General features: G+C 70.2%; 27 protein-coding genes and 1 pseudogene. 19 read left to right on the top strand and 9 right to left on the bottom strand.

Annotated features, from left to right (window positions below):
- The first annotated feature begins 110 nt into the window (after window positions 1-110).
- Together DCE93_RS13435 and DCE93_RS13430 are read left to right on the top strand one after the other, a co-directional pair.
- Window positions 111-479 (top strand): DUF485 domain-containing protein, encoded by a 369-nt coding sequence (locus tag DCE93_RS13435; RefSeq protein ID WP_108596317.1) that lies wholly within the window; start codon window positions 111-113, stop codon window positions 477-479.
- Window positions 479-2,092 carry a solute symporter family protein gene (locus DCE93_RS13430; protein WP_108596316.1) on the top strand — a complete coding sequence of 538 codons (1,614 nt, stop codon included), beginning with the start codon at window positions 479-481 and terminating at the stop codon, window positions 2,090-2,092. Before DCE93_RS13435 ends, DCE93_RS13430 begins: the two co-directional genes overlap by 1 nt.
- Window positions 2,093-2,262: 170 nt before the next feature.
- Here DCE93_RS13430 and lpdA read toward each other — a convergent pair whose 3' ends face one another.
- Window positions 2,263-3,663, bottom strand: coding sequence for a dihydrolipoyl dehydrogenase (gene lpdA, locus DCE93_RS13425; RefSeq protein ID WP_108596315.1), 1,401 nt, complete (start codon window positions 3,661-3,663; stop codon window positions 2,263-2,265).
- Between the two features lie 244 nt (window positions 3,664-3,907).
- On the opposite strand from lpdA, the gene DCE93_RS13420 reads away from it, so the two are divergent.
- The 12 genes and pseudogenes from DCE93_RS13420 (at window position 3,908) to DCE93_RS13365 (ending at window position 12,819) form a co-directional block, all read left to right on the top strand.
- A complete protein-coding gene (locus DCE93_RS13420; RefSeq protein WP_244284301.1) occupies window positions 3,908-4,813 on the top strand; it encodes a DMT family transporter in 906 nt (301 codons plus the stop codon).
- Between the two features lie 218 nt (window positions 4,814-5,031).
- Window positions 5,032-5,391, top strand: coding sequence for a GntR family transcriptional regulator (locus DCE93_RS13415; RefSeq protein ID WP_108596314.1), 360 nt, complete (start codon window positions 5,032-5,034; stop codon window positions 5,389-5,391).
- The gene (locus DCE93_RS13410) at window positions 5,388-6,296 is read left to right on the top strand and encodes an ABC transporter ATP-binding protein (RefSeq protein ID WP_108596313.1); all 909 of its coding nucleotides are present in this window, start codon (window positions 5,388-5,390) and stop codon (window positions 6,294-6,296) included. The genes DCE93_RS13415 and DCE93_RS13410 overlap by 4 nt, the downstream gene beginning before the upstream one ends.
- Window positions 6,293-7,060 (top strand): hypothetical protein, encoded by a 768-nt coding sequence (locus DCE93_RS13405; protein ID WP_108596312.1) that lies wholly within the window; start codon window positions 6,293-6,295, stop codon window positions 7,058-7,060. The genes DCE93_RS13410 and DCE93_RS13405 overlap by 4 nt, the downstream gene beginning before the upstream one ends.
- Before the next feature lie 166 nt (window positions 7,061-7,226).
- Complete coding sequence (locus tag DCE93_RS13400) at window positions 7,227-7,568, top strand: chorismate mutase (protein ID WP_165906044.1); 342 nt, start codon at window positions 7,227-7,229, stop codon at window positions 7,566-7,568.
- Complete coding sequence (locus DCE93_RS13395) at window positions 7,565-8,485, top strand: SDR family NAD(P)-dependent oxidoreductase (protein ID WP_108596311.1); 921 nt, start codon at window positions 7,565-7,567, stop codon at window positions 8,483-8,485. The genes DCE93_RS13400 and DCE93_RS13395 overlap by 4 nt, the downstream gene beginning before the upstream one ends.
- The gene (locus DCE93_RS13390; RefSeq protein ID WP_108596310.1) at window positions 8,482-8,676 is read left to right on the top strand and encodes a hypothetical protein; all 195 of its coding nucleotides are present in this window, start codon (window positions 8,482-8,484) and stop codon (window positions 8,674-8,676) included. The genes DCE93_RS13395 and DCE93_RS13390 overlap by 4 nt, the downstream gene beginning before the upstream one ends.
- A gap of 259 nt (window positions 8,677-8,935) precedes the next feature.
- Complete coding sequence (locus tag DCE93_RS13385) at window positions 8,936-9,790, top strand: HAD family hydrolase (RefSeq protein ID WP_235825162.1); 855 nt, start codon at window positions 8,936-8,938, stop codon at window positions 9,788-9,790.
- A gap of 9 nt (window positions 9,791-9,799) precedes the next feature.
- A complete protein-coding gene (locus tag DCE93_RS13380) occupies window positions 9,800-10,957 on the top strand; it encodes an alcohol dehydrogenase catalytic domain-containing protein (protein WP_108596799.1) in 1,158 nt (385 codons plus the stop codon).
- A 43-nt stretch (window positions 10,958-11,000) separates the two neighbouring features.
- A pseudogene (locus tag DCE93_RS13375) lies at window positions 11,001-11,660 on the top strand (endonuclease/exonuclease/phosphatase family protein); the annotation flags it as partial.
- A gap of 155 nt (window positions 11,661-11,815) precedes the next feature.
- Complete coding sequence (locus tag DCE93_RS13370) at window positions 11,816-12,235, top strand: pilus assembly protein CpaE (RefSeq protein ID WP_108596308.1); 420 nt, start codon at window positions 11,816-11,818, stop codon at window positions 12,233-12,235.
- Window positions 12,232-12,819, top strand: coding sequence for a hypothetical protein (locus DCE93_RS13365; protein ID WP_108596307.1), 588 nt, complete (start codon window positions 12,232-12,234; stop codon window positions 12,817-12,819). Before DCE93_RS13370 ends, DCE93_RS13365 begins: the two co-directional genes overlap by 4 nt.
- A gap of 56 nt (window positions 12,820-12,875) precedes the next feature.
- On the opposite strand, the gene DCE93_RS13360 is transcribed toward DCE93_RS13365, so the two are convergent.
- From DCE93_RS13360 to purL, 4 genes are read right to left on the bottom strand one after another with little or no spacing between them, the layout of a single operon-like run.
- Window positions 12,876-13,103 carry a PLDc N-terminal domain-containing protein gene (locus tag DCE93_RS13360; protein WP_108596306.1) on the bottom strand — a complete coding sequence of 76 codons (228 nt, stop codon included), beginning with the start codon at window positions 13,101-13,103 and terminating at the stop codon, window positions 12,876-12,878.
- 60 nt (window positions 13,104-13,163) lie between these two features.
- On the bottom strand, window positions 13,164-13,460 hold the full coding sequence (locus tag DCE93_RS13355; protein WP_108596305.1) for a hypothetical protein: 297 nt from the start codon (window positions 13,458-13,460) through the stop codon (window positions 13,164-13,166).
- Between the two features lie 2 nt (window positions 13,461-13,462).
- On the bottom strand, window positions 13,463-13,963 hold the full coding sequence (locus DCE93_RS13350) for an NUDIX hydrolase (protein ID WP_108596304.1): 501 nt from the start codon (window positions 13,961-13,963) through the stop codon (window positions 13,463-13,465).
- Window positions 13,964-14,011: 48 nt separating this feature from the next.
- Window positions 14,012-16,345: a phosphoribosylformylglycinamidine synthase subunit PurL gene (gene purL / locus DCE93_RS13345; RefSeq protein WP_235825161.1), complete on the bottom strand. Its 2,334-nt coding sequence runs from the start codon at window positions 16,343-16,345 to the stop codon at window positions 14,012-14,014.
- A gap of 431 nt (window positions 16,346-16,776) precedes the next feature.
- Between purL and DCE93_RS13340 the strand changes: the two genes are divergently transcribed.
- Window positions 16,777-18,000 carry an MFS transporter gene (locus DCE93_RS13340; RefSeq protein ID WP_108596303.1) on the top strand — a complete coding sequence of 408 codons (1,224 nt, stop codon included), beginning with the start codon at window positions 16,777-16,779 and terminating at the stop codon, window positions 17,998-18,000.
- Window positions 18,001-18,009: 9 nt separating this feature from the next.
- Here DCE93_RS13340 and DCE93_RS13335 read toward each other — a convergent pair whose 3' ends face one another.
- Entirely contained in the window at window positions 18,010-18,825 is an 816-nt protein-coding gene (locus DCE93_RS13335) for a shikimate 5-dehydrogenase (protein WP_108596797.1), read from the bottom strand.
- A gap of 91 nt (window positions 18,826-18,916) precedes the next feature.
- Window positions 18,917-19,378, bottom strand: a complete 462-nt coding sequence (locus DCE93_RS13330; protein ID WP_108596302.1) for a DUF3817 domain-containing protein — start codon at window positions 19,376-19,378, stop codon at window positions 18,917-18,919.
- A gap of 153 nt (window positions 19,379-19,531) precedes the next feature.
- Here DCE93_RS13330 and DCE93_RS13325 point away from each other — a divergent pair, with 153 nt between their 5' ends.
- Together DCE93_RS13325 and DCE93_RS13320 are read left to right on the top strand one after the other, a co-directional pair.
- Entirely contained in the window at window positions 19,532-20,065 is a 534-nt protein-coding gene (locus DCE93_RS13325) for an adenine phosphoribosyltransferase (RefSeq protein WP_108596301.1), read from the top strand.
- A 104-nt stretch (window positions 20,066-20,169) separates the two neighbouring features.
- Window positions 20,170-20,484, top strand: a complete 315-nt coding sequence (locus DCE93_RS13320; RefSeq protein ID WP_108596300.1) for a hypothetical protein — start codon at window positions 20,170-20,172, stop codon at window positions 20,482-20,484.
- Between the two features lie 9 nt (window positions 20,485-20,493).
- Here the strand turns inward: DCE93_RS13320 and DCE93_RS13315 are convergent, their stop codons facing one another.
- Window positions 20,494-21,150 carry a DNA alkylation repair protein gene (locus DCE93_RS13315; protein ID WP_108596796.1) on the bottom strand — a complete coding sequence of 219 codons (657 nt, stop codon included), beginning with the start codon at window positions 21,148-21,150 and terminating at the stop codon, window positions 20,494-20,496.
- A gap of 228 nt (window positions 21,151-21,378) precedes the next feature.
- Between DCE93_RS13315 and DCE93_RS13310 the strand changes: the two genes are divergently transcribed.
- Both DCE93_RS13310 and DCE93_RS13305 read left to right on the top strand, forming a co-directional pair.
- Window positions 21,379-21,828 (top strand): Fur family transcriptional regulator, encoded by a 450-nt coding sequence (locus DCE93_RS13310; RefSeq protein WP_108596299.1) that lies wholly within the window; start codon window positions 21,379-21,381, stop codon window positions 21,826-21,828.
- A gap of 134 nt (window positions 21,829-21,962) precedes the next feature.
- Window positions 21,963-23,423: a catalase gene (locus DCE93_RS13305; protein WP_108596298.1), complete on the top strand. Its 1,461-nt coding sequence runs from the start codon at window positions 21,963-21,965 to the stop codon at window positions 23,421-23,423.
- 112 nt (window positions 23,424-23,535) lie between these two features.
- Here DCE93_RS13305 and purQ read toward each other — a convergent pair whose 3' ends face one another.
- Window positions 23,536-24,234 (bottom strand): phosphoribosylformylglycinamidine synthase subunit PurQ, encoded by a 699-nt coding sequence (purQ, locus tag DCE93_RS13300; RefSeq protein WP_108596297.1) that lies wholly within the window; start codon window positions 24,232-24,234, stop codon window positions 23,536-23,538.
- Between the last annotated feature and the right edge of the window lies 1 nt (window position 24,235).

Genomic DNA, 24,235 nt, shown 5'->3' with positions numbered 1-24,235 from the left:
ACGACGAGCGGCGACCGCCCCACGCGGCCTGTCAGGAGCGCGAGAGTAGGTGCACTGCACATCCGAAGCGGCGGACCCAGGTTCGCTGCAACCCCCGAAGGAGAGACGCCATGGGCAACGAAGCCCTGAGCGCGGAGAGCGAGACGGCCCCGGTCGTCGACTACCGCGCGGTGCAAAAATCCGAAGAGTTCCAGCGTCTGCGTTCGAAGCACCGGAAGTTCGTCTTCCCCGTGCTCGGCGCCTGCCTCGTCTGGTACCTCGCCTACGTCCTACTCGCCGGCTACGCGCACGACTTCATGTCGACGCCCGTGTTCGGCAGCGTCAACGTCGCCATCCTGCTCGGTCTCACGCAGGTCATCACGACGTTCGCCGTCACCACTTGGTACGTCAGCTACGCCAACAGGGAGCTCGACCCGATCGCGGAAGACATCCGCGATGAGATCGAGTCGGGCGCGACCTTCACGGGGGTGAACCGCTGATGCTCCACTTCGAAGCCGCCAGCGTCTCGCCCGGCGAGCCCTGGCTGAACATCGCCATCTTCGGCGCGTTCGTCGCGATCACGATGATCATCGTGTTCCGCGCGAGCCGCAACAACAAGACCGCCGCCGACTACTACGCCGCAGGCCGCTCCTTCACGGGTGGCCAGAACGGCTCGGCGATCGCCGGAGACTACCTCTCGGCGGCGTCGTTCCTCGGCATCGTCGGCGCGATCGCGATCACGGGGTACGACGGGTTCCTCTACTCGATCGGCTTCCTCGTGGCCTGGCTCGTCGCGTTGCTGCTCGTCGCCGAGCTGCTCCGCAACACGGGCAAGTTCACGATGGCCGACGTGCTCTCGTTCCGACTCAAGCAGAAGCCCGTGCGCATCGCCGCCGCGACGACGACCCTCGTCGTGTGCTTCTTCTACCTGCTGGCGCAGATGGCCGGTGCGGGCGGTCTCGTCTCGCTCCTGCTCGGCATCGGTGACCAGGTCGGCCAGGCGCTCGTCATCACCGTCGTGGGCGCGCTCATGATCCTCTACGTGCTCATCGGCGGCATGAAGGGCACGACCTGGGTGCAGATCATCAAGGCGGTCCTGCTGATCGCAGGTGCCGGCGTCATGACGGTCTGGGTGCTCGCGCTCAACGGATTCAACTTCTCGACGCTGCTCGACAACGCGGTCGCGGTCGCGGGCAACCCCGAGATCCTGAACCCGGGCATGAAGTACGGCGTCTCCGAGATCGCGAAGGTCGACTTCCTCTCGCTGGGCCTCGCGCTCGTGCTCGGCACCGCGGCCCTGCCGCACGTGCTCATGCGCTTCTACACAGTGCCCACCGCCAAGGAGGCTCGCAAGTCGGTCGTCTGGGCGATCTGGCTCATCGGCATCTTCTACGTGTTCACGCTCGTGCTCGGTTACGGCGCAGCGGCACTCGTGGGTGCCGACGTCATCGCGGCAGCCCCCGGCGGCCCGAACTCGGCGGCTCCGCTGCTCGCGTTCGAGCTCGGCGGTCCGGTGCTGCTCGGCCTGATCTCGGCGATCGCCTTCGCGACGATCCTCGCGGTCGTCGCCGGCCTCACGATCACGGCGGCGGCATCCTTCGCCCACGACATCTACGCGAGCGTCGTGAAGAAGGGCAAGCCCGGCCCGGGTGCCGAGGTCAAGGTGGCCCGTCGCACGGTGGTCATCATCGGTGTCGTCGCGATCATCGGCGGCATCGGGGCCAACGGCCAGAACGTGGCGTTCCTCGTGGCGCTCGCGTTCGCGGTGGCGGCGTCGGCGAACCTGCCAACGATCGTCTACTCGCTCTTCTGGAAGCGCTTCACCACCCAGGGCGCGCTGTGGAGCATGTACGGCGGCCTCTCGTCGGCGATCATCCTCATCATCTTCTCGCCGGTCGTCTCGGGTTCCGTGACGTCGATGCTGAAGACCGAGGAGATCAACTTCGCGATCTTCCCGCTCTCGAACCCGGGCATCGTCTCGATCCCGCTGGCCTTCTTCCTCGGCTGGCTCGGCACGGTGCTCGACAAGAAGAAGGAAGACCCCGCGAAGCAGTCCGAGATGGAGGTTCGCTCGCTCACCGGAATCGGGGCCGAGAAGGCCACGAGCCACTGAGAGACTCCCGGCGGCGGCGACGTTCCACCCGTCGCCGGGACCCCCTTCGATACGGCGGGAATGCCTGCCCATGCCGTGTCGAATGAACAAGCGGGGGCGGATGTCGCAACGTCAAGTTGCAGCATCCGCCCCCGTTTTCGTCGTCGGGTCTCGATCCGACGATCGCCGGCTCACATGTTGATCATGTGGCCGGCGAGGCCGTGGAACGCCTCTTGCAGCGCTTCGGAGAGCGTCGGGTGGGTGTGCACGTTGCGGGCGAGCTCGAGCGCGCCGAGGTCCCACTTCTGGGCGAGCGTCAGTTCGGGCAGCAGCTCCGAGACGTCGGGCCCGATGAGATGACCGCCGAGCAGCTCCAGGTGCTTCGCGTCGGCGACGAGCTTCACGAAGCCGATCGGCTCGCCGAGTCCGTGCGCCTTGCCGTTCGCCGAGAACGGGAAGGTCGACACCTTCACGTCGTAGCCCTCGTCGCGGGCCTGCTGCTCGGTGAGGCCGAAGCTCGCGACCTGCGGTGAGCAGAACGTGGCCCGCGGCATCATGCGGTAGTCGCCGAGCGCCATGGTCTCCGCTCCGCCGATGGTCTCGGCCGCGACCACGCCCATCGCCTCGGCGACGTGGGCGAGCATGAGCTTCGCCGTGACGTCGCCGATGGCGAAGATGTGCGGCACGTTGGTGCGCATGAATTCGTCGATGCCGATCGCGCCGCGCTCGGTGAGCTGCACGCCCGTCGACTCGAGCCCGAAGCCCTCGACGTTGGGCGCGAAGCCCACCGCCATGAGCACACGGTCGACCTCGAGCGAGCCGGGCTGGCCGTCGGCGCCCGTGTAGGTCACGGTGACCGACGAGCCGGTGTCGGTGACTGTCTCGACCTTCGTCGACGCGAGGATCGGCACGCCGAGCTTGCGGTACTGCTTCGTGATCTCCTTCGAGACGTCGACGTCTTCGTTGGGCAGCGCCCGGTCGAGGAACTCGAGGATCGTCACGTCGACGCCGTAGTTGCGCAGCACGTAGGCGAACTCCATGCCGATCGCGCCGGCGCCGACGATCGCGATCGACTTCGGCAGCTCGCGCTGCATGATCTGCGTCTCGTAGGTGACGACGTTCTCGCTGAGTTCGACGCCCGGCAGCAGGCGCACGCGCGAACCGGTCGCGATGATCGCATTGGCGAACGTCAGCGTCTCGGTCGACCCGTCGGCCTTCGCGACCTCGATCGTGTTCGCGTCGCGGAAGGTGCCGCGCCCGTCGAACTCGGTGATGGCGTTCTTCTTCATCAGGTAGTGCACGCCCTTGACGCGCCCGTCGGCGACCTGGCGGCTGCGATCGAAGGCGACGCCGTAGTCGAAGGTCGCCTCGCCCGAGATGCCGAAGGTCGCGGCCTGCGTGTGGAAGATGTGGGCGAGCTCGGCGTTGCGCAGCAGCGCCTTGGAGGGGATGCACCCGACGTTGAGGCACACGCCGCCCCAGTACCTCTCCTCGATCACGGCCGTGCGCAGGCCGAGTTGGGCGGCGCGCACCGCGGCGACGTAGCCGCCGGGGCCGGCGCCGAGAACGACGACATCGAAATGGCTGGTCATTCGGCCAGCCTATGCGGGGTGCCGCGCCAGCGGCAGGGGCCGACGCCGAGCCGACGCCGAGCGGCGCGTGCACGACTGTCGACCTTCGGCGGATTCCGGACACGCACCTCGGCACCCGTGTCGGGCGGCCGCCGGCCGGGCGTACGCTCGACCGGTGAGCACGCGCACCGCCCCGAACGCCGTCGCCGCGGCATCCGCCCCGTCGCAGCCGACGCGGCTGTCGACGTGGCTGCAGTTCCTCGGCATGGGCGTCGTGTGGGGGGCGAGCTTCCTCTTCATGAAGGTCGCGCTCGAGGGCGTGAGCTTCACCCAAGTCGCGTGGTCGCGCCTCGTGCTCGGCGGCCTCACCCTCGGCCTCATCGTGCTCGTGATGCGCCCGCGCGTGGTGTCGCCGACGGGGGAGCGAGGCCCGGTGCTGCCCAGGCAGCCGATCGTCTGGCTGCACTTCACGGTCATCGCGATCAGCGGATGCGTCGTGCCCCACCTGCTCTTCGCGTGGGCCGAGCTGCACGTCTCGTCGAGCCTCGCCTCGATCTACAACGCGGTCACGCCCATCACGACGGCGCTCATGGCGACGCTCGCGTTCCGCGTCGAGCGGCTCGCGTTCGCCCAGTGGGCGGGCGTGGTCGTCGGCATCGCCGGCGTGCTCGTGATCATCGGGCCGTGGCAGTACGCCGCGCTCACGGGGAGCCTGCTCGGACAACTCGCGTGCCTCGGCGCGGCGGTCTGCTACGGCTTCACGTTCGGGTACACGCGCAAATTCCTGAGCACGCGGCCGATCGCGCCGGCCACGTTCGCGTTCCTGAACATCGGCATCGCGGGCGCGATCATGCTCGTCGCGACGCCGATCGTCGCGTGGCAGCCGGTGGCGCTCGACCCGGCGATCGTCGGCTCGCTGCTGACGCTCGGCGTGCTCGGCACGGGCCTCGCCTACATCTGGAACATCAACGTGCTGCGCGCCTGGGGCCCGACCAACGCGTCGACGGTCACCTACGTCACCCCGGTCGTGGGCGTCGCGCTCGGGGTGCTGCTGCTCGGCGAGCGCTTCTCGTGGCACGAGCCGATCGGCGCGGTGCTCGTGCTCCTCGGCATCCTGCTCGCGCAGGGGCGGCTGCGCCTGCCCCGCCGGCGCGTGCCCGCCCCGGCCTGACCCGCCGCGCGGCATCCGTCGCCCGGCTGCAGACGCCGCTCGGGATCACTCGTGTCGCACCGGACCCGAGATGTCGTGCGTCCCGTGCGACACGAGTGATCCCGTGCCGTCAACGATCCGGCTCTTGACAGGCTCGGCAGCACGTGGTTGGTTAGTTACTGAAGTAACGAACCAACCAAGGTTCGACCCTCAGGTCGAACGGGAACAGACGGGCGGGCATGGACGAATCACGTCCGATCTTCATCCAGATCGCGGAACAGATCGAGAACGACATCATCGACGGAACCCTGCCCGAGGGCAGCCAGATCCCCTCGACGAACGAGTTCGCTGCGTTCCTGCGCGTCAACCCGGCCACAGCACTGAAAGGGGTGACCCGCCTTGTCGACGACGGCATCGTGGAGAAACGAAGGGGCATCGGCATGTTCGTGACGACCGGCGCCCGTGAACGGCTCATCGAGCGCCGGCGGGTGGGCTTCGCCGCCGAATACCTCAGACCACTCATCATCGAGGCCGAGAAGCTCGGCATCGGCATCGACGAACTCGCGGGCATGCTCCGCGCGGAAAGGATCCAATCATGACCCGCACAGTGGTGCGTGCGACCGGCCTCACCAAGCGCTACGGCGCGTTCACCGCGGTCGACGGGGTCGACTTCGCGCTCGAGGAGAACCGCATCTACGGGCTCCTCGGCCGCAACGGCGCCGGCAAGACCACGATCATGCAGATGCTCACGGGCCAGTTGTTCCCGGATGCCGGCGCGCTCGACGTGTTCGGCCGCGAGCCCGCCGAGCACGCCGACGTGCTGCGCCGCATGTGCTTCATCGCCGAGTCGCAGCGCTATCCCGAGAGCTTCAAGGCGGCGCACGTGTTCAAGGCGGCGCCGTGGTTCTTCGAGAACTGGGATGCCGCGTTCGCCGAGCAGCTCGTCTCCGACTTCCGCCTGCCACTGAACCGCTACATCAAGAAGCTCTCTCGCGGCCAGCTCTCTGCGGTCGGCGTCATCGTCGGCCTCGCCTCGCGCGCGCCGCTCACGTTCTTCGACGAGCCCTACCTCGGGCTCGATGCCGTCGCGCGGCACAACTTCTACGACCGCCTGCTCGAGGACTACGCCGAACACCCCCGCACGATCGTGCTCTCGACCCACCTGATCGACGAGGTCGCGAACCTGCTCGAGCACGTGATCCTCATCGACCAGGGCCGCATCCTGTTCGATCGCGACGCCGACGAACTGCGCGGGTCCGCCACGACCGTCGCGGGTCCGCGAGCCGCGGTCGAGTCGTTCGTCGCCGACCGGCCCGTCATCGGCCGCGAGGGCCTCGGCGGACTGGCATCCGCCACCATCGACGGCCGCCTCGACCAGGGCGAGCGCATCAAGGCTGCCGAGCTCGGACTCGAACTCGCGCCCGTCTCGCTCCAGCAGCTCATCATCCACATGACCGGCACCGACCTGAGTGCCGACTCGACCGAGCAGGAGGTCGCAGCATGACCGCCGTCATCGATCAGCCGATCGTGCGCACCGAGGCCCGCTCGCGGGCCCACGAGATCTGGCGCATCGTGCGCCTGCACTGCGTCAACCCATCGGTGTTCTTCGGGGTGCCGTGGATCATCCTCGGCTCCGCCTGGGCGATCATGATGATCGTCGGGCTCATCATCACGGGCGCGGGCGGGCCCGCCGACGACATGGCCGAGGGCATGCGCTACAGCTGGGCGGTGCTCTCGCCGCAGTGGTACCTCGTCGTCGTCGGCGTGCAGGCGATCGGCCTGACGTTCTCGTTCGCGCTCGGCTTCGGCACCACCCGGCGCGACTTCTGGCTCGGGACGAGCGCGATGTTCGGGATCGTCTCGCTCCTGAACGCGGTCGCCATCGCCACGCTCGTGCAGATCGAGAAGGCGACGAACGGCTGGGGCATCGGCATCGCCATGTTCGACTCGCTCTGGTACGGGCAGCAGGGGTGGCTCACCGACTTCTACACGACGCTGGCGATGCAACTGCTCGTGCTGTTCATCGGCGCGAGCGTCACCACGGTGTACATGCGGTGGCGCATGCGGGGCATGATGATCGTGCTGTTCAGCTCGATCGTGCTGTTGCTGGCCTTCATCGCGATCGCCACGTTCAGCGGCAGCTGGCCGGCCATCGTCGCGTGGCTCGGCAGCATCGGCGTCGCCGGCGGCTTCACCATCGTGCTGGGGCTCGCGGTCGTCTGCGCCATCGGCGGGTACCTCGTGATCCGGCGGGCGACACCCCGCTGATCGCGAGCTCGGGCGGGCGGCGCGGCATTCGATGGGGACCGGATGCCGCGCCGCTCGCGGGCGGCATCGGCGTGGTGCGGCTGGGCCTGCTCGCGACGAAGCCGATGCTCGAGCGGGCGGCGACGATCTGACGACCGGCGCCCGCCGTCGCGGGTACTCTCGTAGCATGACTGACGGGTCCTTCGACGAACGCGACGCCGCGATGAGCGAGCTGCTCGGCATCCGATCGAGCATCGACAACATCGACGCGGCCCTCATCCATCTGCTCGCCGAGCGGTTCAAGTTCACGCAGCAGGTGGGGCGGCTGAAGGCGACGCACGGCCTGCCGCCGAGCGATCCCGACCGCGAACGGCGCCAGATCGCCCGGCTCAGGAACCTCGCGGTCGACGCGCACCTCGACCCCGCGTTCGCCGAGAAGTGGTTCAACTTCGTCGTCGACGAGGTCATCCAGCACCACGTGGAGCTCGCCAACGGCGCGGGTGCGCCGGGCACCGCAGACGAGCTGTGAGCTGGTACCCGCCCGCGCTTCCGCCGCTGGCGGGCAAGCGGTACCTCATCACCGGCGCGAATGCCGGGCTCGGGTTCTTCACCGCGGCACGGTTGGCGGGAGCCGGAGCCAACGTCGTGCTCGCCGGGCGCAGCCCCGAGCGGCTCGAGGCGGCGATGGCGGCGATCCGCTGCGCGCGCCCGGAGGCATCCGTCGAGCCCCTCGTGATCGACCTGGCGTCGCTCGACTCGGTGCGGGCCGGCGCCGGGCGACTGCTGCATCGCCCGCCGCTCGACGGCGTCGTGACGAACGCGGGCATGGTGCACACGCCCGGCGCCCGCCTCGAATCGCCCGACGGCAACGAACTCGTGCTCGCCACGAACGTGCTCGGCCACTTCGCCCTGCTCGCCCGGCTGCTGCCCCACCTCGTGCCCGGTGCCCGCATCGTCGCGCTCGGCTCGCTCTCGAGCCGGCTCTCGACGTTCCGCATCGACGACCTGCAGCTGACCCGCGGCTACGACTTCTGGCGGGCGTACGCGCAGTCGAAGATCGCCTCGCAGGTCTTCGCCTTCGAGCTCGACCGGCGGCTTCGGGCAGCGGATTCCCCGGTGTCGAGCCTCGTCGCCCACCCGGGTTACTCGATCAGCGGCCGCACCCCGAGGGTGCCCGGAGTCAACGAGCCGACCCCGGGCGCACGGTTCGCCGACGCGTTGCAGGCGGCTTGGGCGCAGGGAAAGCACCGCGGCGCCGAGGTGACCCTGCACGCGCTCACCGCGGCCGAGGTCGAGGGCGGCCAGTTCTGGGGGCCGCGCTTCCGCACGAAGGGCGAGCCGACCCTGCAGCATCCGACACGCACGTCGAGGGATGCCGCGATCGGCGCCCGCTTCTGGGCCTTCGCCGAGCAGGCCACCGGCACGACGTTCGCGGTGGGGGCATGAGCGGGTCCGGCGAACGACCTCGGCTCCTCGAGAGACCGAAGCTGCGCCGCATCCTGGCCCGCATCGTGGTCGCGATCGGCATCGTGCTCGCCGTGATCGGGGTCGTCTCGGCACGGTACGGCTGGCTCTTCGCGGGCATCATCCTCGTCGGGCTCGGTGCCGCGATGGGGCCCGCGCGCATCCGCCGCTGAGCCGTCGCCCGCATCCCGAGCCGGTGTCGGCGCGGAGTGCGAGCGCCGCACGCGGTTCACCTTCCCGTAACCATGGCGCCGCCCGGCGTTGACGGCTGGCACCTACCGTGGGCGGACGGAACACCTCACAGCATGCGCTCGGGGGAGCTGCGGTCACGGGAGGTCCGACCACTCGTTGTCACGTGCTCCGAAGAGCCGCCGGCCAGCGCGGGCTCGCACCTGCGGCACGTCAGGCACGACACCCTCGGAAAGGTGCATCATGACCTCGAATCCCACCGCCGGACTCTCCGCTGACGAGATCGCCGAACGCGACGAGCTCGCCGAACTCGCCGAGCCGGGCGAGACCGATTCCCGTGATCTGTACGTCGACCTCGACGACCTCGACGAGCAGTTCGACGATCTCGGCGACGACCTCGACGAAGACGAGGAGTCCAGCGACATCGAGCTCATCGTGTTCGACCTGGCCGGCATGACCGTCGCAGACGGCGTCGTCGTCGAACGGGCCTTCGCGCTCGCCGTCGAACGCAGCGGCATCGTCGCGGTCGAGGCGCTCGAACCGGCGCTCGAATTCGTGCGCGACACGATGGGCCAGTCGAAGATCGGCGTGTTCCGGGTGCTCGCCGGCGGCGACGAGGAGCTTGCGCAGCGCGGCAACGCGGCGTTCGAGGGCGCATACGCCGAGCTCGTCGCGAGCGAGGGAATCGCCGAGATCGTCGGTGCGGCCGACGTCGTCAAAGAGTTGCACGGCGCCGGGGCATCCATCGCCATCACCACCGGCTTCTCGCCCGAGACCCGCGACCTGATCCTCGACGAACTCGGGTGGCACGACCTCGCCGCGCTCGTGCTGTCGCCGGCCGACGCCGGCCGCGGCTACCCGCACCCCGATCTGCCGCTCACGGCGCTGCTGCGCACGGAGGCGAGCGCGGTGGATGCGATGGTCGTCGTCGGCGACACGGCGAGCGTCATCGAGTCGGGTGTCAACGCCGGGGCCGGCTGGGTCGTCGGCGTGCTGAGCGGCGCCCACGACCGCGACGCGCTCGAGGCGGCAGGAGCCGACGCCGTCATCGACGCCATCACCGAGCTGCCCGCGCTGCTCGGTCTCCGGGGCGAGTAAGGGGTGACGATGCATACCGTGGAGCGGGTCGGCGAGCTCGACGTCATCGTGAAGCCCTCGCCCGTGGCCATGGTCTGGAATGAACCGGGTCGGCCGCACGACGCGCTCGCCGCACCGGGAGTGCGACTCGCCCCGGGCGAGGCGCTCGTCGAGGTCGAACTCGCGACGATCTGCGGATCCGACGTGCACACCGTGCGTGGCGATCGAGCGGCCGCCGCGCCGCTCGTGCTCGGACACGAACAGGTCGGCCGGGTCGTCGCCATCGGCGAGGGCGCCGTGCGGGCCGACGGGAGCCTGCTCGAACTCGGCGACCGCGTCGTCTGGTCGGTCACCGTCAGTTGCGGTGAGTGCGACCGCTGCCGACGCGGCCTCACCCAGAAGTGCCGCTCACTCGCGAAGTACGGGCACGAGCGCGTGCACCGCGGCTGGGAACTCTCGGGCGGATTCGCAACCCATGTGCAGGTGCGAGCCGGCACCGCGATCGTGCGAGTGAGCGAGACGCTGCCGGCCGCGGTCGCCGCGCCGGCCTCGTGCGCGACGGCGACGGCCATGGCTGCGCTCGACGCGGCCGCCGAGCGGGTCGAGCTCGCCGGCGCGCTCGTGCTCGTGACCGGCGCCGGCCAGATCGGACTGAGCGTCGCGGCGATGGCGATCGAGTCGGGGGCCGAGGTCATCGTCGCCGATCCGGATGCCTCTCGGCGTGAGTTCGCCCGCCGGATCGGTGCGGTGCCGGTCGATCCCAATGCCAAGGGGGCCTCGCCCGACCGGCTCGAAGCGGTGCTCACGCGGTTCGAGGCACGCGGATTCAGGGAGGTGGTCGTGGCCGTCGAGGCATCCGGGGCGGCCACCGCCGTTCGCACGGTGTTCGACGTCGTCGGTGTCGGCGGTGTCGCAGTGATCATCGGCAGCGGCGCCCCCGGGGCCGAAGTGAGCGTCGACCCCGAGTCGATCGTGCGGCGACTCGTCTCGGTCACCGGGGTGCACAACTACTCCGCACCGCAGCTGGTGCGGGCCGTCGAGTTCCTGGAGCGGTCGTGGCAACCGCTGCGGCTCGATGAACTCGTGGGGGCGACGCATCCGCTGACCGAAATCGATCTCGCACTCGACGAGGCGGCGACCGGGCGGTACGTGCGGGTCGGAGTCGCGCCGGGCCGGCGACCGGTGTGATTCTGGGAGGATCCGGAGTCTGGCGACGTAGGCTGATTCGATCATGCGCGTGATCAGTTACAACCTCCGCAAGCACCGGGCCAGCGGTGAGCTCGCCGGCCTCGTCGAACGCTACTCGCCCGACATACTGTGCCTGCAGGAGTGCGACACGCAAGACCTGCCACGGCAGATCGACGAGCTCCACCTCGCTGACGCGACCCAGCGCAACCGACTCGGTCTTGCGCTGTACTACCGTGCCGATCGCTTCCACGCGGTGCGCATCCAGGCGTTCTCGCTCAAGAAGTCCCTGCACGATCGGGTGCTGCGCCCCGCGCACGAGCGACTCATCGGGGTGCGGCTCTTCGACCTCGAGGCGCAGCGCGAGCTCATCGTCGCGTCGTTCCACGCGGCGCCGTTGACCGCGCTCAACTCGCTGCGCCGGCACCAGATCAAGTCGGCGCTCGGCGAGCTGCAGTTCCTCGGCCCCGGCCTGCCCACCCTCATGGTCGGCGACTACAACTACCCGATCTTCAAGGAGAATCTCGGCGAGAAGGTACGCGATTCGGGCTACGACCTGACGCTCAGCGACAAGCGCACCTACACGCGGTACAAGTTCTTCCGGGGGCACTTCGATCTCGCGACGTCGGTCGGCCTCGACATCGTGGGCATCGAGACGCTCCCGCGGGGGTCGTCGGATCACATGCCGATCCTCGTGAATGCGAACTACAGCGCGCCCGGCACGGTGGCCGGCCCGGGCGGGTCGATCGAACCGGGAACGGTGGTCGAGACGGGCGGGGCGGTCGAGAGGGGCGCGGCGGTAGAGCCGGGCACGGTGATCGAGACGGGCGCGGTGAGCGAGACCGGCGCGACGGGCTCGTCGTGATCAGCCGCGAGCTCGCGCTCGCGCTCCGCAACGCGGGGCTCTCCTGGCATCCGGAATCGGGCGACCGGTTTCAGCTCGACCTGCCCGAATCGGTCGAGGCGGAGGTCGAGGCCGACGTGTTCACCGTCAGTGAGATGACGATCGAGCCGCAGCGGTTTCCGACCGACACGGTGCTGGGGTTCAACGGCACGACCGAGTGGGCGCTCGACTCGGTCTCGATCGGCGACGCGGTCTGGCTGCCCCGCGAAGACCAGCTGCGGGAGCTGCTGCGCTCCACCTTCCGGGCGTTGCGGCGTCTCGACGACTCCTTCGAGGTCGAGATCGAGCTCGGCGGCGAGCGGCGGCGCTTCGAGCATCCGGATGTCTCCGAGGCCTACGGTCTCGCCCTGCTCGAGCTCATCGGGCGATCACGATGACGGATGCCGGGGAGGGCGCCGGTGGTGCGGACGCCGATCGTGGTGCGGACGCCGCCGATGGCGCTGGTGCCGCCGGTGCCGCGCACGCCGTGGGCGCCCTCGTGGTCGACGCCGTCGCGCGACTGCGCGAGCACTCGGCTCGTGACGAGGTGCTCGCCGACTACGTGCCCGAGCGACGCACCCTGGGCATTCCACGCGCGGCGCGGATGGCGCCGATCGGGCGGGTGTGGAGGCTCGGGGTGCTCCTGCTCGCGCCCGACGGCCGGCTCTCGGCGACCGGCCGTGTCGTGCGTGCCGAGCGCGAGGCCCGGCGAAGCACGCCCGCCGCGGCGATCGCCGAGCAACGTGCCTATCGGGCCGCCGCGATCAAGGGCGGCATCGCCGAGGGCGAGACCGTGAACTTCGACACGGTGCCGATCGACCTGGCCGAGCTCGGTCGCGCCGCGGCATCCGGCCCGCTCGTCGTCGTCGGCGACGAGGTGTTCGTGCGATGGAGCCCGACGCAGCCCGACGCCCTCACCGCCCTCGACCGGTATCTCGCCGATCGGGTCGAGCTGCTCGCGAACCCGCCGTCCGGCGCCTGAACGCGGTCGGGCACCACTGAGCGCGTCGGCCCGAACCGGCCTCAGCCGGCGCCGCGCTACCGAGGGCCGCGAGCGAGGCGGATGCCGAACGGGTGCGGCCCGGCGATGAACCACACGATCGATCCGAGGAGCGGGAAGCAGATCACCGCAATGGCCCAGACCCATCGCTCGAGCTCGTTGAGCTCGGCGCTTCGGACGATCTGCGAGACGACCCAGACGATGACGGCGAGATACAGCAGCGCCACGAGCGCCGCCATGATGTTCCAGCCGAACATGCCGTCCATCGTCTCGGTCCCTTCGCTCAGCCCGCTCGTCGTCGCCTCCCCGCGCCCGTCGTCGACAGGCTACCGCCCGGCGTAGCGGGTGGCGTCGGGTGTGTCGTCGCCGGTGCCGCGTTCCGCGCCGTGCGACTCCTGCTCCTGCACCGCCTCGATGATCGAGTCCTGCAGGCCGCGCTGCCCGGTGTGCAGCTCCTGGTAGGTCTCGCCGGCACTCATGATCGGACCGAGGGCGTGGCGCAAGCGCGAGCGCGCCCCGCGCGGCGCGCGGATCCAGCGCACGACGACGCCGACGACGATCGCGAGCGCGAACACCGCGATCGGCACCCAGATGAGGGCGAGCGGAGACGACTCGGGAGCCACGATCAGAATCCGTAGGGCGTGATCGGCCCGAGCCGGCCGTCGCGCAACGCCTCGAGCACCGCGAGTTCGTGCGGCACGACCGGGTCGGGCAGCGCGTCGAGCGCGAACCAGCCGAGCTCGGCCGCCTTGTCCTCCATCGGCCGGGGATCGCCCCGCCACTCGGTCGCGCTGAAGAACACGTCGATGCGCTCCTCGATCGCCAGGTGCGGGGCGCCCCCGGTGCGGTGCATGACGGTCAGCACAGTGAGAGCCGACTCGTCGAGCTCGACCCCGAGCTCTTCGCGGGCCTCGCGCACCGCGGCCGCCAGCAGGGATTCGCCCTGCTCCACGTGTCCCGCGGCGCCGCACGCCCAGTACTCGTCGAAGTAGCCCGTGCCGCGGCGGAGCTGCAGCAGCACCTCGTCGCCCCTCAGGAGCACCACGTAGGCGGCCGGGATGACCGCGAACCTGCCGTGCGACGCGGCGTACGCCTCGGTGTACGAGGTTCCGTCGGGATCGGTCATCGGCGCAGCATCCGCTCGCTCAGGGCCCGGCTCGTCAGACGCCGCTCGTCAATACCCGACGATGGGGCCGAACGCCTCGGCGAGCGGGGCGCGGTTCACGCTGCGCAGCTCGTCGATGGAGATGGTGAAGAGGCCCTGCACCTCGAGTGCGCTCGAGGTCGCGTCGGTCACGCCGATGCGGCGCACCGGGTAGTCGCGGCCCTCACAGAGCCCGCGGAACTTCACGTCGTCTTCGCGGGGCACCGTGACGATGACCCGGCCGGTCGACTCGGAGAAGAGCACGGTGGCGAGGTCGATGCCGGCGTCGCCGGCGATCTCGTCGAGCACGACGCGGGCGCCGAGGCCGAAGCGGCCGACCGCCTCGGCGAGGGCGATCGCCAGGCCGCCGTCGGAGAGGTCGTGCGCCGAGTCGATGAGACCCTCGATCGCCGCCGCGTTGAGCAGCTCGGCGAGGCGCTTCTCGCCGGGGAGGTCGACGGCCGGCGGGCGTCCGCCGAGGTGGCCGTGCACGACGCCCGCCCACGCGGAGCCGTCGAGCTCGAGTGCGGTGTCGCCGAGGAGGTAGATGTTGTGGCCGTCGTCTTGCCAGCCGCTCGGGATGCGGCGGGCCACGTCGTCGATCACGCCGAGCACGGCGATCACGGGGGTCGGGTGGATCGGCACGTCGCCGGTCTGGTTGTAGAACGAGACGTTGCCGCCCGTGACGGGGATGCCGAGCTCGAGGCATCCGTCGCTGAGGCCCTCGACGGTCTCGGAGAACTGCCACATGACCTCGGGGTTCTCGGGGGAGCCGAAGTTCAGGCAGTCGGAGACGGCGGCCGGCACCGCGCCGGAGACGGCGACGTTGCGGTACGCCTCGGCGAGGGCGAGCTTCGCGCCCTGACGCGGGTCGAGTTGCGAGTATCGCCCGTTGGCGTCGGTCGCGATCGAGACGCCGAGGCCCGACTCCTCGTCGACGCGCACCATGCCGGCGTCGTCGGGGTAGCTGAGCGCGGTGTTGCCGAGCACGTACTTGTCGTACTGGTTGGTCACCCACGCGGCATCCGCCTGGTTCGCCGAGCCGACGAGCTGCAGGAACTGTGCGCGGATCTCGTCGGGGGTGGCCGGGCGGTCGAGCTTCGCGGCGGTGTCGGCCTGCAGTGCGTCGATCCAGGTGGGGTAGGCGACCGGTCGCTCGTAGACCGGGCCGTCGACGGCGACGGTGCGCGGGTCGACGTTCACGATCTCCTCGCCGTGCCACATGATGCTGAGGCGGCCCGTGTCGGTGACCTCGCCGAGCACGCTCGTCTCGACGTCCCACTTCTTGACGACCTCGAGGAAGCCGTCGAGCTTCTCGGGGCGCACGATCGCCATCATGCGCTCCTGGCTTTCGCTCATCAGGATCTCTTCGGGCGTGAGCGTGGGGTCGCGCAGCAGCACGTCGTCGAGCACGATGGCCATGCCGCCGTCGCCATTGGAGGCGAGCTCCGACGTGGCGCACGAGATTCCGGCCGCACCGAGGTCTTGGATGCCCTCGACGAGGTCGCCCGCGAAGAGTTCGAGGCAGCACTCGATGAGCACCTTCTCGGCGAACGGGTCGCCCACCTGCACCGCGGGGCGCTTCGTGGGGCCGCCCTCGGCGAAGGTGTCGGAGGCGAGGATCGACGCGCCGCCGATGCCGTCGCCGCCCGTGCGCGCGCCGAAGAGCACGACCTTGTTGCCGGCGCCCTTCGCGTTCGCGAGGTGCAGGTCTTCGTGGCGCATGACGCCGACCGCGAGGGCGTTCACGAGCGGGTTCGCCTGGTACACCGGGTCGAACCAGGTCTCGCCGCCGATGTTCGGCAGGCCGAGGCAGTTGCCGTAGAAGCTGATGCCCGAGACGACGCCGTGCACGACGCGGGCGGTGTCGGGGTGGTCGATGGCGCCGAAGCGCAGGGCGTCCATGACGGCGACGGGCCGGGCGCCCATCGAGATGATGTCGCGCACGATGCCGCCGACGCCGGTCGCGGCGCCCTGGAACGGCTCGATGTAGCTCGGGTGGTTGTGGCTCTCGATCTTGAAGGTGACCGCCCAGCCCTCGCCGACGTCGATGACGCCCGCGTTCTCGCCCATGCCCACCATGAGGTTCTTCTTCATCTCGGGCGTGACCTTCTTGCCGAACTGCTTCAGGTACACCTTGGACGACTTGTACGAGCAGTGCTCGCTCCACATGACGGAGTACATCGCGAGCTCTGCGCTCGTGGGGCGGCGGCCGAGGATGTTGCGGATGCGCTCGTACTCGTCGGGCTTCAGGCCCAGCGCGGCGTACGGCTGCTCTTTCTCGGGCGTGGTGGCCGCGACCTCGACGGTGTCGAGCACCGGGGTCGTCGGAGCAGCGATGGTCTCGGGGGTTTCGGTGGTCACGAGTGGCGAGCTCCAGAGAACGGCGGCGAGCGGATGCCGCGGGGCGGATGCCTGACCCGAGAAGTCTACCGGCCGCCGCGGCGCACCTCTCTCCGCGCGCGACCCGCGCGCGGACCCGCGCGCGACCCGCACGCGCGACCTGCGCGCGACCCTCACGTCGGAGGCAACGAATCCCGTCGGAGGCAACGGATCCGTTGCCTCCCACGCGACTCGTTGCCTCCACGGGATCCGTTGCCTCCCCCGCGACTGGCTGCCTCCCACGCGACTCGTTGCCTCCCACGCCCGGCGAAGATGGACATTCGGTAGACTGTCGAGTGGTCGTCGCATTCCCGGCGGCCCTGGGCGCGCACATCAGCGCGCAGTCGACCCGCCGTAGCGCTCGCGGAGCCCCGCCCCGCGCCCGCGGGGAACGCCCTTCGCTCAGGTACTCCATGACGCCGTCAACTCCCGTCGATTCCACTTCTTCCGCCTCCACACCCACGGTCGCGCCACCGTTCCCGTGGCTCGGCTTGCTCGTGCTCGCCGCCGCGGTGTTCCTCTCGGTCACGATCGAGATGATCCCCACCGGCCTCCTGCCCGACATGAGCCGCGAGCTCCAGGTCGGCGAGCCGCTCATCGGCCTGCTCGTCACGGTCTTCGCGGCGACCGTCGTGGTGCTCACGGTGCCGCTCGCGAGCCTCACCAAGCGCGTGCCGAGGCGCACGCTCATCGTCATCACGCTCGCCGTGCTGGCGGTCAGCTGCGTGCTCACGGCGCTGGCGCCGAACTACGGCACGGTGCTCGCGACCCGCATCCTCGGCGGCGCGGCGCACGGCCTCTTCTGGTCGGTGGTCGGTGCCTACGCCGGCCACCTCGTGCCGAAGGAGCAGCTCGCCCGCGCCGTCTCGATCAGCGTCGCCGGCGGTTCGCTCGCCTTCGTGCTCGGCGTGCCGCTCGGCACCGCGCTCGGCCAGGCCTTCGGCTGGCGACTCGCATTCGCGGGCATCGGCGCGCTGACCCTGCTCGGCGCGTTGCTCGTGTGGCGGTTCCTGCCTCCGGTGCGCCACCACGCCGGTGAGGCGGATGCCGCACCGCTCCGGCTGCGCGGCGACGCCACCTTCGTGCCGGTGCTCGTCGTGTGCCTGATCACGGCGGTGACGATGGTCGGCGCGTACACGTTCTACACCTACGTCGCGCCGTTCATCACCGACGTCATGGGCATGGCGCCGAGTGCGATCAGCCCGATGCTGCTCGCCTACGGCATCGCCGGCGCGGTCGGCCTGCTGCTCGCCGGCACACTGCTCGGCCGTCGCCCCACCGTCGGACTCGCGGTCGCGCTCATCGCGACGGCGCTCGGCGTCGCGGGGCTCGCCCTGTTCCCGCAGGTGCCGGGAGTCGGCATCGCGTGCTTCCTGCTGTGGGGCACCGCGTTCGGGGCGCTCCCGCCGATGCTCAACACCCGGCTGCTGCACTCGGCTTCGGCGCGCATCCGTGACGCCGCGGCATCCTTCTACACGACCGCGTTCAACACCGGAATCGGCGGCGGTGCGCTGCTCGGTGCCGTGCTCTACAGCGTGATCGGGCTCGGCGGACTGCCCTGGGTCTTCGTGGCGCTGCTCGTCTGCTCGACCGCCGCGCTCGTCTGGACCGCGCTCGTCAACCGCGTGCGGCGCTGATCCGTCGGGCTACTCCACCCGCGAGAACGCGGCGGCGCGCTCGACCTGATCGCGGGTGAGCGGCACGCCCGTGTACCGCTCGAACTGCGCCGCGGCCTGCATCGCGTGCACCTCGGCACCGCTGATCACGAGCTTGCCTGCGGCGCGAGCGGCGGAGACGAGCGGCGTCTCCGCGGGGAACGCGACGACGTCGAAGACGACGGATGCCGCGGCGACGTGCTCGTCGGAGAACGCCAGCGCCGAGGCATCCGCCCCCTGCATGCCGAGCGGGGTGACGTTCACGATGACGTCGGCACCCGGCGCGGGGTCGGTCGGGGTCCAGGCGTAGCCGTACTGCTCGGCGAGGGCCGGGCCGAGCGACGCGTTGCGTGCGAGCACGGTGACGTCGGCGAATCCCGCTCCGCGGAACGCCGCGACGACGGCCTTCGCCATGCCGCCCGATCCGCGGACGAGCACGCGCTGGGCGGGGTCGATGCCGTGCTCGGCGATGAGCTGCGCGATCGCCTCGTAATCGGTGTTCGAGGCGGTGAGCACACCGTGGTCGTTCACGATCGTGTTGACCGATTCGATCGCCGCGGCCGAGGGCTCGACGACGTCGACGAGGGGGATCACGGCCTCTTTGAAGGGCATCGACACGGAGCATCCGCGGATTCCGAGCGCACGGATGCCGCGCACGGCGCCCTCGATGTCATCGGTCGTGAACGCCTTGTAGATGAAGTTCAGGCCGAGCTCGTCGTAGAGGAAGTTGTGGAATCGCGTGCCGAGGTTCGAGGGCCGGCCCGCGAGCGAGATGCAGACCGACATGTCCTTGTTGAGGATGGGCATGCCACCATTCTGCGCCGGTCGGGCGACGGCGGCGCCGAATTCGGGCCGCAGGGCCGGGCGGGCGAGTGGATGCCGCGGCATCCGCTCGTCGTCAGGCCTCGCGGCCCCCGGGCGGGCCGATCACGAGCAGGCTCGCGAAGACGACGGCGATGCCGACGACCGCGAGCGAGACGAGCAGCACGGGGCGGGCGAGGAACCAGCGCAGCAGGGCGTTGACCCAGTTGCCGTCGGCCGGGTGGTCGGTCTTCTCGCGGCGCCAATCGCCCTCGAGGTGGCCCTTTCGCACGAGCCACAGCTCGAACGGGATGGTCGCGTAGGGCACGATCGCGGTGAGCACGGCGAACGCGATGCGGCCGAGGTTCCAGCGCTGGTTGACGCCGACGATCACGGCCGTGAGCGCGTACGACAGGAAGACGAACCCGTGGATCGAGCCGCCGACCAGCACCGCCCATTCGACCCCCGCTGCGTACTTCAGGATCATCGCGACGATGAGGATGGTCCACGTGACGGCCTCGGCGAGGGCGAGGGTGCGGTACAGGCGTTTCGGTGACACGGGTGCTCCAGAGTTCGGGATGCTTCCATGCTGTCAGGCCCGGCTGAGCGTGCCATCGTACGAACGGTTGATCGGTGGTGGTGGTGGTGGCGGCGATGGCGGTGGCTCGGCGCTCCCCGCGGTCGCCCAGCCGCCGCGCGATAGCCTTGGCCGGTGACCGAGCAGTCTGCACGCGAGCTCGTCTCGAGCCTCATCGCGTCGATCCCCGATTTTCCCGAACCCGGCGTGACGTTCCGCGACCTGACCCCGGTCTTCGCCAGCGGGCCGGCGCTGCACGCGCTCGGCACCTCGCTGACCGAGCCGTTCGCCGGCCGGTTCGACGTCATCGGCGGGGTCGAGGCGCGCGGGTTCCTCATCGCCGGCGCGGCGTCGGCGATCTGCGGCGCGGGCGTCTTGACGGTGCGCAAGGCGGGCAAGCTGCCGCGTGCGGTGCTGCGCGAGGACTACGCCCTCGAGTACGGCACGGCCGCACTCGAGGTGCACGAGGGGGAGCTGCCCCCGGGCTCGCGGGTGCTCATCGTCGACGACGTGCTCGCCACGGGAGGCACGGTCGGAGCCGCCGCTCGTCTCGTCGAGCGCGCCGGCTGGCAGGTCGCCGGCATCTCCGTCGCCCTCGAGCTCGAGGGCCTCGGCGGGCGCGAGGCGCTCGGCGACCGATACGAGGTCTTCTCGCTCCTGCAGTACTGAGCGGATGCGACCGAGCGGATGCCGCGGGGCCCGTCCGCCTCGCGGAGCATCCGGGTCATCGCGGGCAATCCTTGGTAGCGTGTGCCACCGAACGAGGAGGTCCGATGCGGGACAGCATGCCGAAGATCACGCTCTGGTGGGGCATCGCGCTCGCGCTCGCCGGCGGCGTACTGGCCACGTTCGTGCAGCCGGGGCTCTACTCGAGCGCCTGGCTCAACACCGAACCGGGCCAGACCGTGCTGTACTTCTGGCTCTTGGCGCTCGATCTGCTGAACACGCTCGTCATCCCGCTCGGCACGGCGCTCATCGCGGCATCCCTCGTGATGTTCTACCTCCGCGGTCGTTCGCAGCCCGTCGACGCGGAGCGCCCGAAGCGCTGGGTGCTGCCCGAACCGCTGGAGCGCCGCACCGACCGCTGAGCGGCTCGGTCAGCTGCCGGGCTGCCCGGCGGCCCGGCGGCGCACGATCTCGGTGATCCAGATCGGCGCGTACGGCGAGGTGCAATTGGGCGGTGTGGGGTAGTCCTTGAGCACTTCGAGCCGCTCGCCGATGCTGACCGCGCGGGCGCGGAGCTCGGGGTGGTGGATGCCGATGTTCGCGAGGCACTCGTTCATGGCCCACTGCAGGCGATCGGGCGCGTCTTTCATGTGCGTCTCGATGAGATCGAGCAGCCCGGGCAGGTCGAGACCCTCGGGCGACTTCGCCACACGGGCGGTGGTCAGCGCCCACCCGGCGCTGGCGACGACCGCGTCGGGGTCGTCGAACCACAGGGAGCGGAGCTCTTCGGCGTGCGGGCTCTTCTTCACGACGTAGTTGACGAGCCAGTCGTGCACCTTGGGCACGCGCGTGTCGCGGAGCATGGCGTCGAGCTCTGACGCGCGGTACGCCTTGGGGCGGCAGATCAGGATCGCGACGAGACGGGCTGGAGTGTCGCCCGTGGCCCAGAGGCGATCGGCGAGGTCGGGCTGGGTTCCCAGGCGTTTCGCCACCGCGCGCAGCTTGGTGAGGTTGACGCCGTGGTCGTCGCCGTGGCGCTCGTTCACCGCGCGCATCTTCGGGTCTTCGAGGGCGGCGAGGTCGGCCATGACCTCGCCGACGGTGACGGTGACCTGGCTTGCCGAAAGCGTCGCCACGACGATCTCCTCTGCTCCGCGGTGCGTGCTCGCTCACAGCCTACGTCGGGCGAGTGCGGCGCCCGCGTGCGGTGCCCGCGTGCGGTGCCCGCGTGCGGTGCCCGGGTGCGGCGCCCGAGTGCCCGAGCCGGCACCGCCAAGTTGTTTTGACAGATTCAAAACAACCGATAGGCTCGAGTCATGACCTCGAGCGCCACCGACGAACGCCAACAGGCGTCGGCCCGGCTTCGCGGCGCGGGCCTCAAGGTCACCGAGTCGCGCCTCGCGGTCTTCGACGTCTTCCGCCCGGGCGAGCACCTCGACGCCGACGACGTGCACACGCGCGTCGCCGCGATCCTGCCGAGCACGTCGCGGCAGGCCGTCTACGGGGTGCTCGGCGCACTGGCCGAGGCGGGTCTGCTCCGCAAGATCGAGCCGGCCGGCTCGCCCGCGCTGTACGAGACGCGCACCGGCGACAACCATCACCACCTCGTGTGCACGAGCTGCAACACCGTCTTCGACGTGGGCTGCGTCGTCGGCGAGGCCGCGTGCCTGACGCCGAGCGAGACCCACGGGTTCCGCATCGACACGGCGGAGGTCACCTTCTGGGGGCTCTGCCCCGAGTGCAGCGCGCGCAGTGAGCTGAGCTGAGTCCCGCCGTCGGATCGCCCGACGGCTTCGCATCCGCGTCGGTTCGCGCCGTCGCGCCCGAACTCGGGCGTTCCCTATCGACGCCCCGTCGACCGATGGCCGGCGACCCCAGAGAAGAAGAGAGAGAAGGACGCATGTCTGAACCCACCACGACGCAGACCGGTACCCCGGTCGCCAGTGACGCCCACTCCCTCACGGTGGGCGCCGACGGCGCAACCGTGCTCCACGACCGCTACCTCGTCGAGAAGCTCGCGCAGTTCAACCGCGAGCGGATTCCGGAGCGCATCGTGCACGCGAAGGGCGGCGGCGCGTTCGGCCGCTTCGAGGTGACCGAGGATGTCTCGGCGTACACCCGCGCCGCGGTGTTCCAGCCCGGCTCGACGGTCGAGACCCTGATGCGCTTCTCGAGCGTCGCCGGCGAGCAGGGTTCGCCCGACACCTGGCGCGACGTGCGCGGCTTCTCGGTGAAGTTCTACACGACCGAGGGCAACTACGACATCGTCGGCAACAACACGCCCGTCTTCTTCATCCGCGACGCGATCAAGTTCCCCGACTTCATCCACTCGCAGAAGCGCCTCCCGGGCTCGGGTCTTCGCGACGCCGACATGCAGTGGGACTTCTGGACCCTCTCGCCCGAGTCGGCCCACCAGGTCACCTACCTCATGGGCGACCGCGGCCTGCCGAAGTCGTGGCGCGAGATGCACGGCTTCGGCTCGCACACCTACCAGTGGATCAACGCCGCAGGCGAGAAGTTCTGGGTGAAGTACCACTTCCGCACCCAGCAGGGCGACCTGCACCTCGACCCGGCCGCCGCCGAGGCCATCGCCGGTGCCGACGCCGACTACTACCGCCGCGACCTGCACGAGGCGATCGAGGCCGGCAACCACCCGAAGTGGGACCTGCACGTGCAGGTCATGCCCTACGACGACGCGAAGACGTACCGGTTCAACCCGTTCGACCTCACCAAGGTGTGGCCGCACGCCGACTACCCGCTCGTCAAGGTCGGCACGCTCACCCTCGACCGGAACCCGCAGAACTTCTTCGCCGAGATCGAGCAGGCGGCGTTCTCGCCCGCCAACACGGTGCCCGGCATCGCGATCAGCCCCGACAAGATGCTCATGGCTCGCGTCTTCAGCTACCCCGACGCGCAGCGCTACCGGGTGGGCACGAACTACAACCAGATTCCGGTGAACGCGCCGCACGCGGCGCCCGTCGCCAACTACTCGCAAGACGGCGCGCAGCGTCACCACTTCAACGCACCGAGCGCCCCGGTCTACGCGCCGAACTCATTCGGCGGCCCCGTCGCCGATGCCGAGAAGGCCGCCGAGGGCGGTTGGGAGAGCGACGGCGAGCTCGTGCGCTCGGCGTACACCCTGCGTGCCGACGACAGCGACTTCGGCCAGCCCGGCACCCTGTACCGCGAGGTGTTCGACGATGAGGCGCGGGCGCGCCTCATCGCGACGCTCCTCGGCCAGGCGTCCGCGATCACGGTCGACGAGATCCGTGAGCGCTTCTTCCAGTACTGGACGAACGTCGACGCCGGCCTCGGCGCCACGCTCCGTGCGGTGGCTGCGGGCGAGGGCGTGGCGGCGTAGTCGTCTTTCCCTGAGCGGCGCGTTCTCAGTACAGGAGGGCGCGCCGTTTCGGCCACGGAAACAGGAACGGGCGGCCCGACCGGGCCGCCCGTTCCTGTTCTCGTGTCGGGGGTTAGGCCTCGACGAGGGCGCGCTTGACGACGCTCGTGAAGAAGCCGAGCCCGTCGATGCCGGAACGCATCGCGGCCGCGGTGTCGGGGCCGAAGCCGGGCTCGACGGCGTGCTCGGGATGCGGCATGAGCCCGACGACGTTGCCGCGCACGTTGGAGATGCCGGCGATGTCGCGGAGCGAGCCGTTGGGGTTCACGTCGACGTAGCGGAACACCACGCGGCCTTCGCCCTCGAGCCGGTCGAGCGTCTCGCCGTCGGCGATGAAGCCGCCCTCGCCGTTCTTCAGCGGGATGGTGATCTGCTGGCCGGCCTCGAACTCGGCGGTCCAGTCGGTCGACGCGTTCTCGACCGTGAGCACCTGGTCGCGGCAGATGAAGGAGCCGTGGTCGTTGCGGATGAGTCCGCCCTCGAGCAGGCCCGCCTCGGTGAGCATCTGGAAGCCGTTGCAGATGCCGAGCACGGGCATGCCGGCGTTCGCCGCGTCGACGACCTCGGTCATGATCGGGCTGAGCGAGGCGATCGCGCCGCAGCGCAGGTAGTCGCCGTAGCTGAAGCCGCCGGGGAGGATGAGCGCGTCGACGCCCTCGAGGTCGTGCGAGCCGTGCCAGAGCGCGACCGGTTCGCCGCCCGCGATGCGCACGGCGCGCTGGGCGTCGCGGTCGTCGAGCGAGCCGGGGAAGGTGATGACGCCGATGCGCATG

The sequence above is a fragment of the Agromyces badenianii genome (genome assembly GCF_003070885.1).
In the GTDB taxonomy this organism is placed as follows: Bacteria; Actinomycetota; Actinomycetes; order Actinomycetales; family Microbacteriaceae; genus Agromyces; species Agromyces badenianii.
This window is presented reverse-complemented; position numbering and strand designations above follow the sequence as displayed.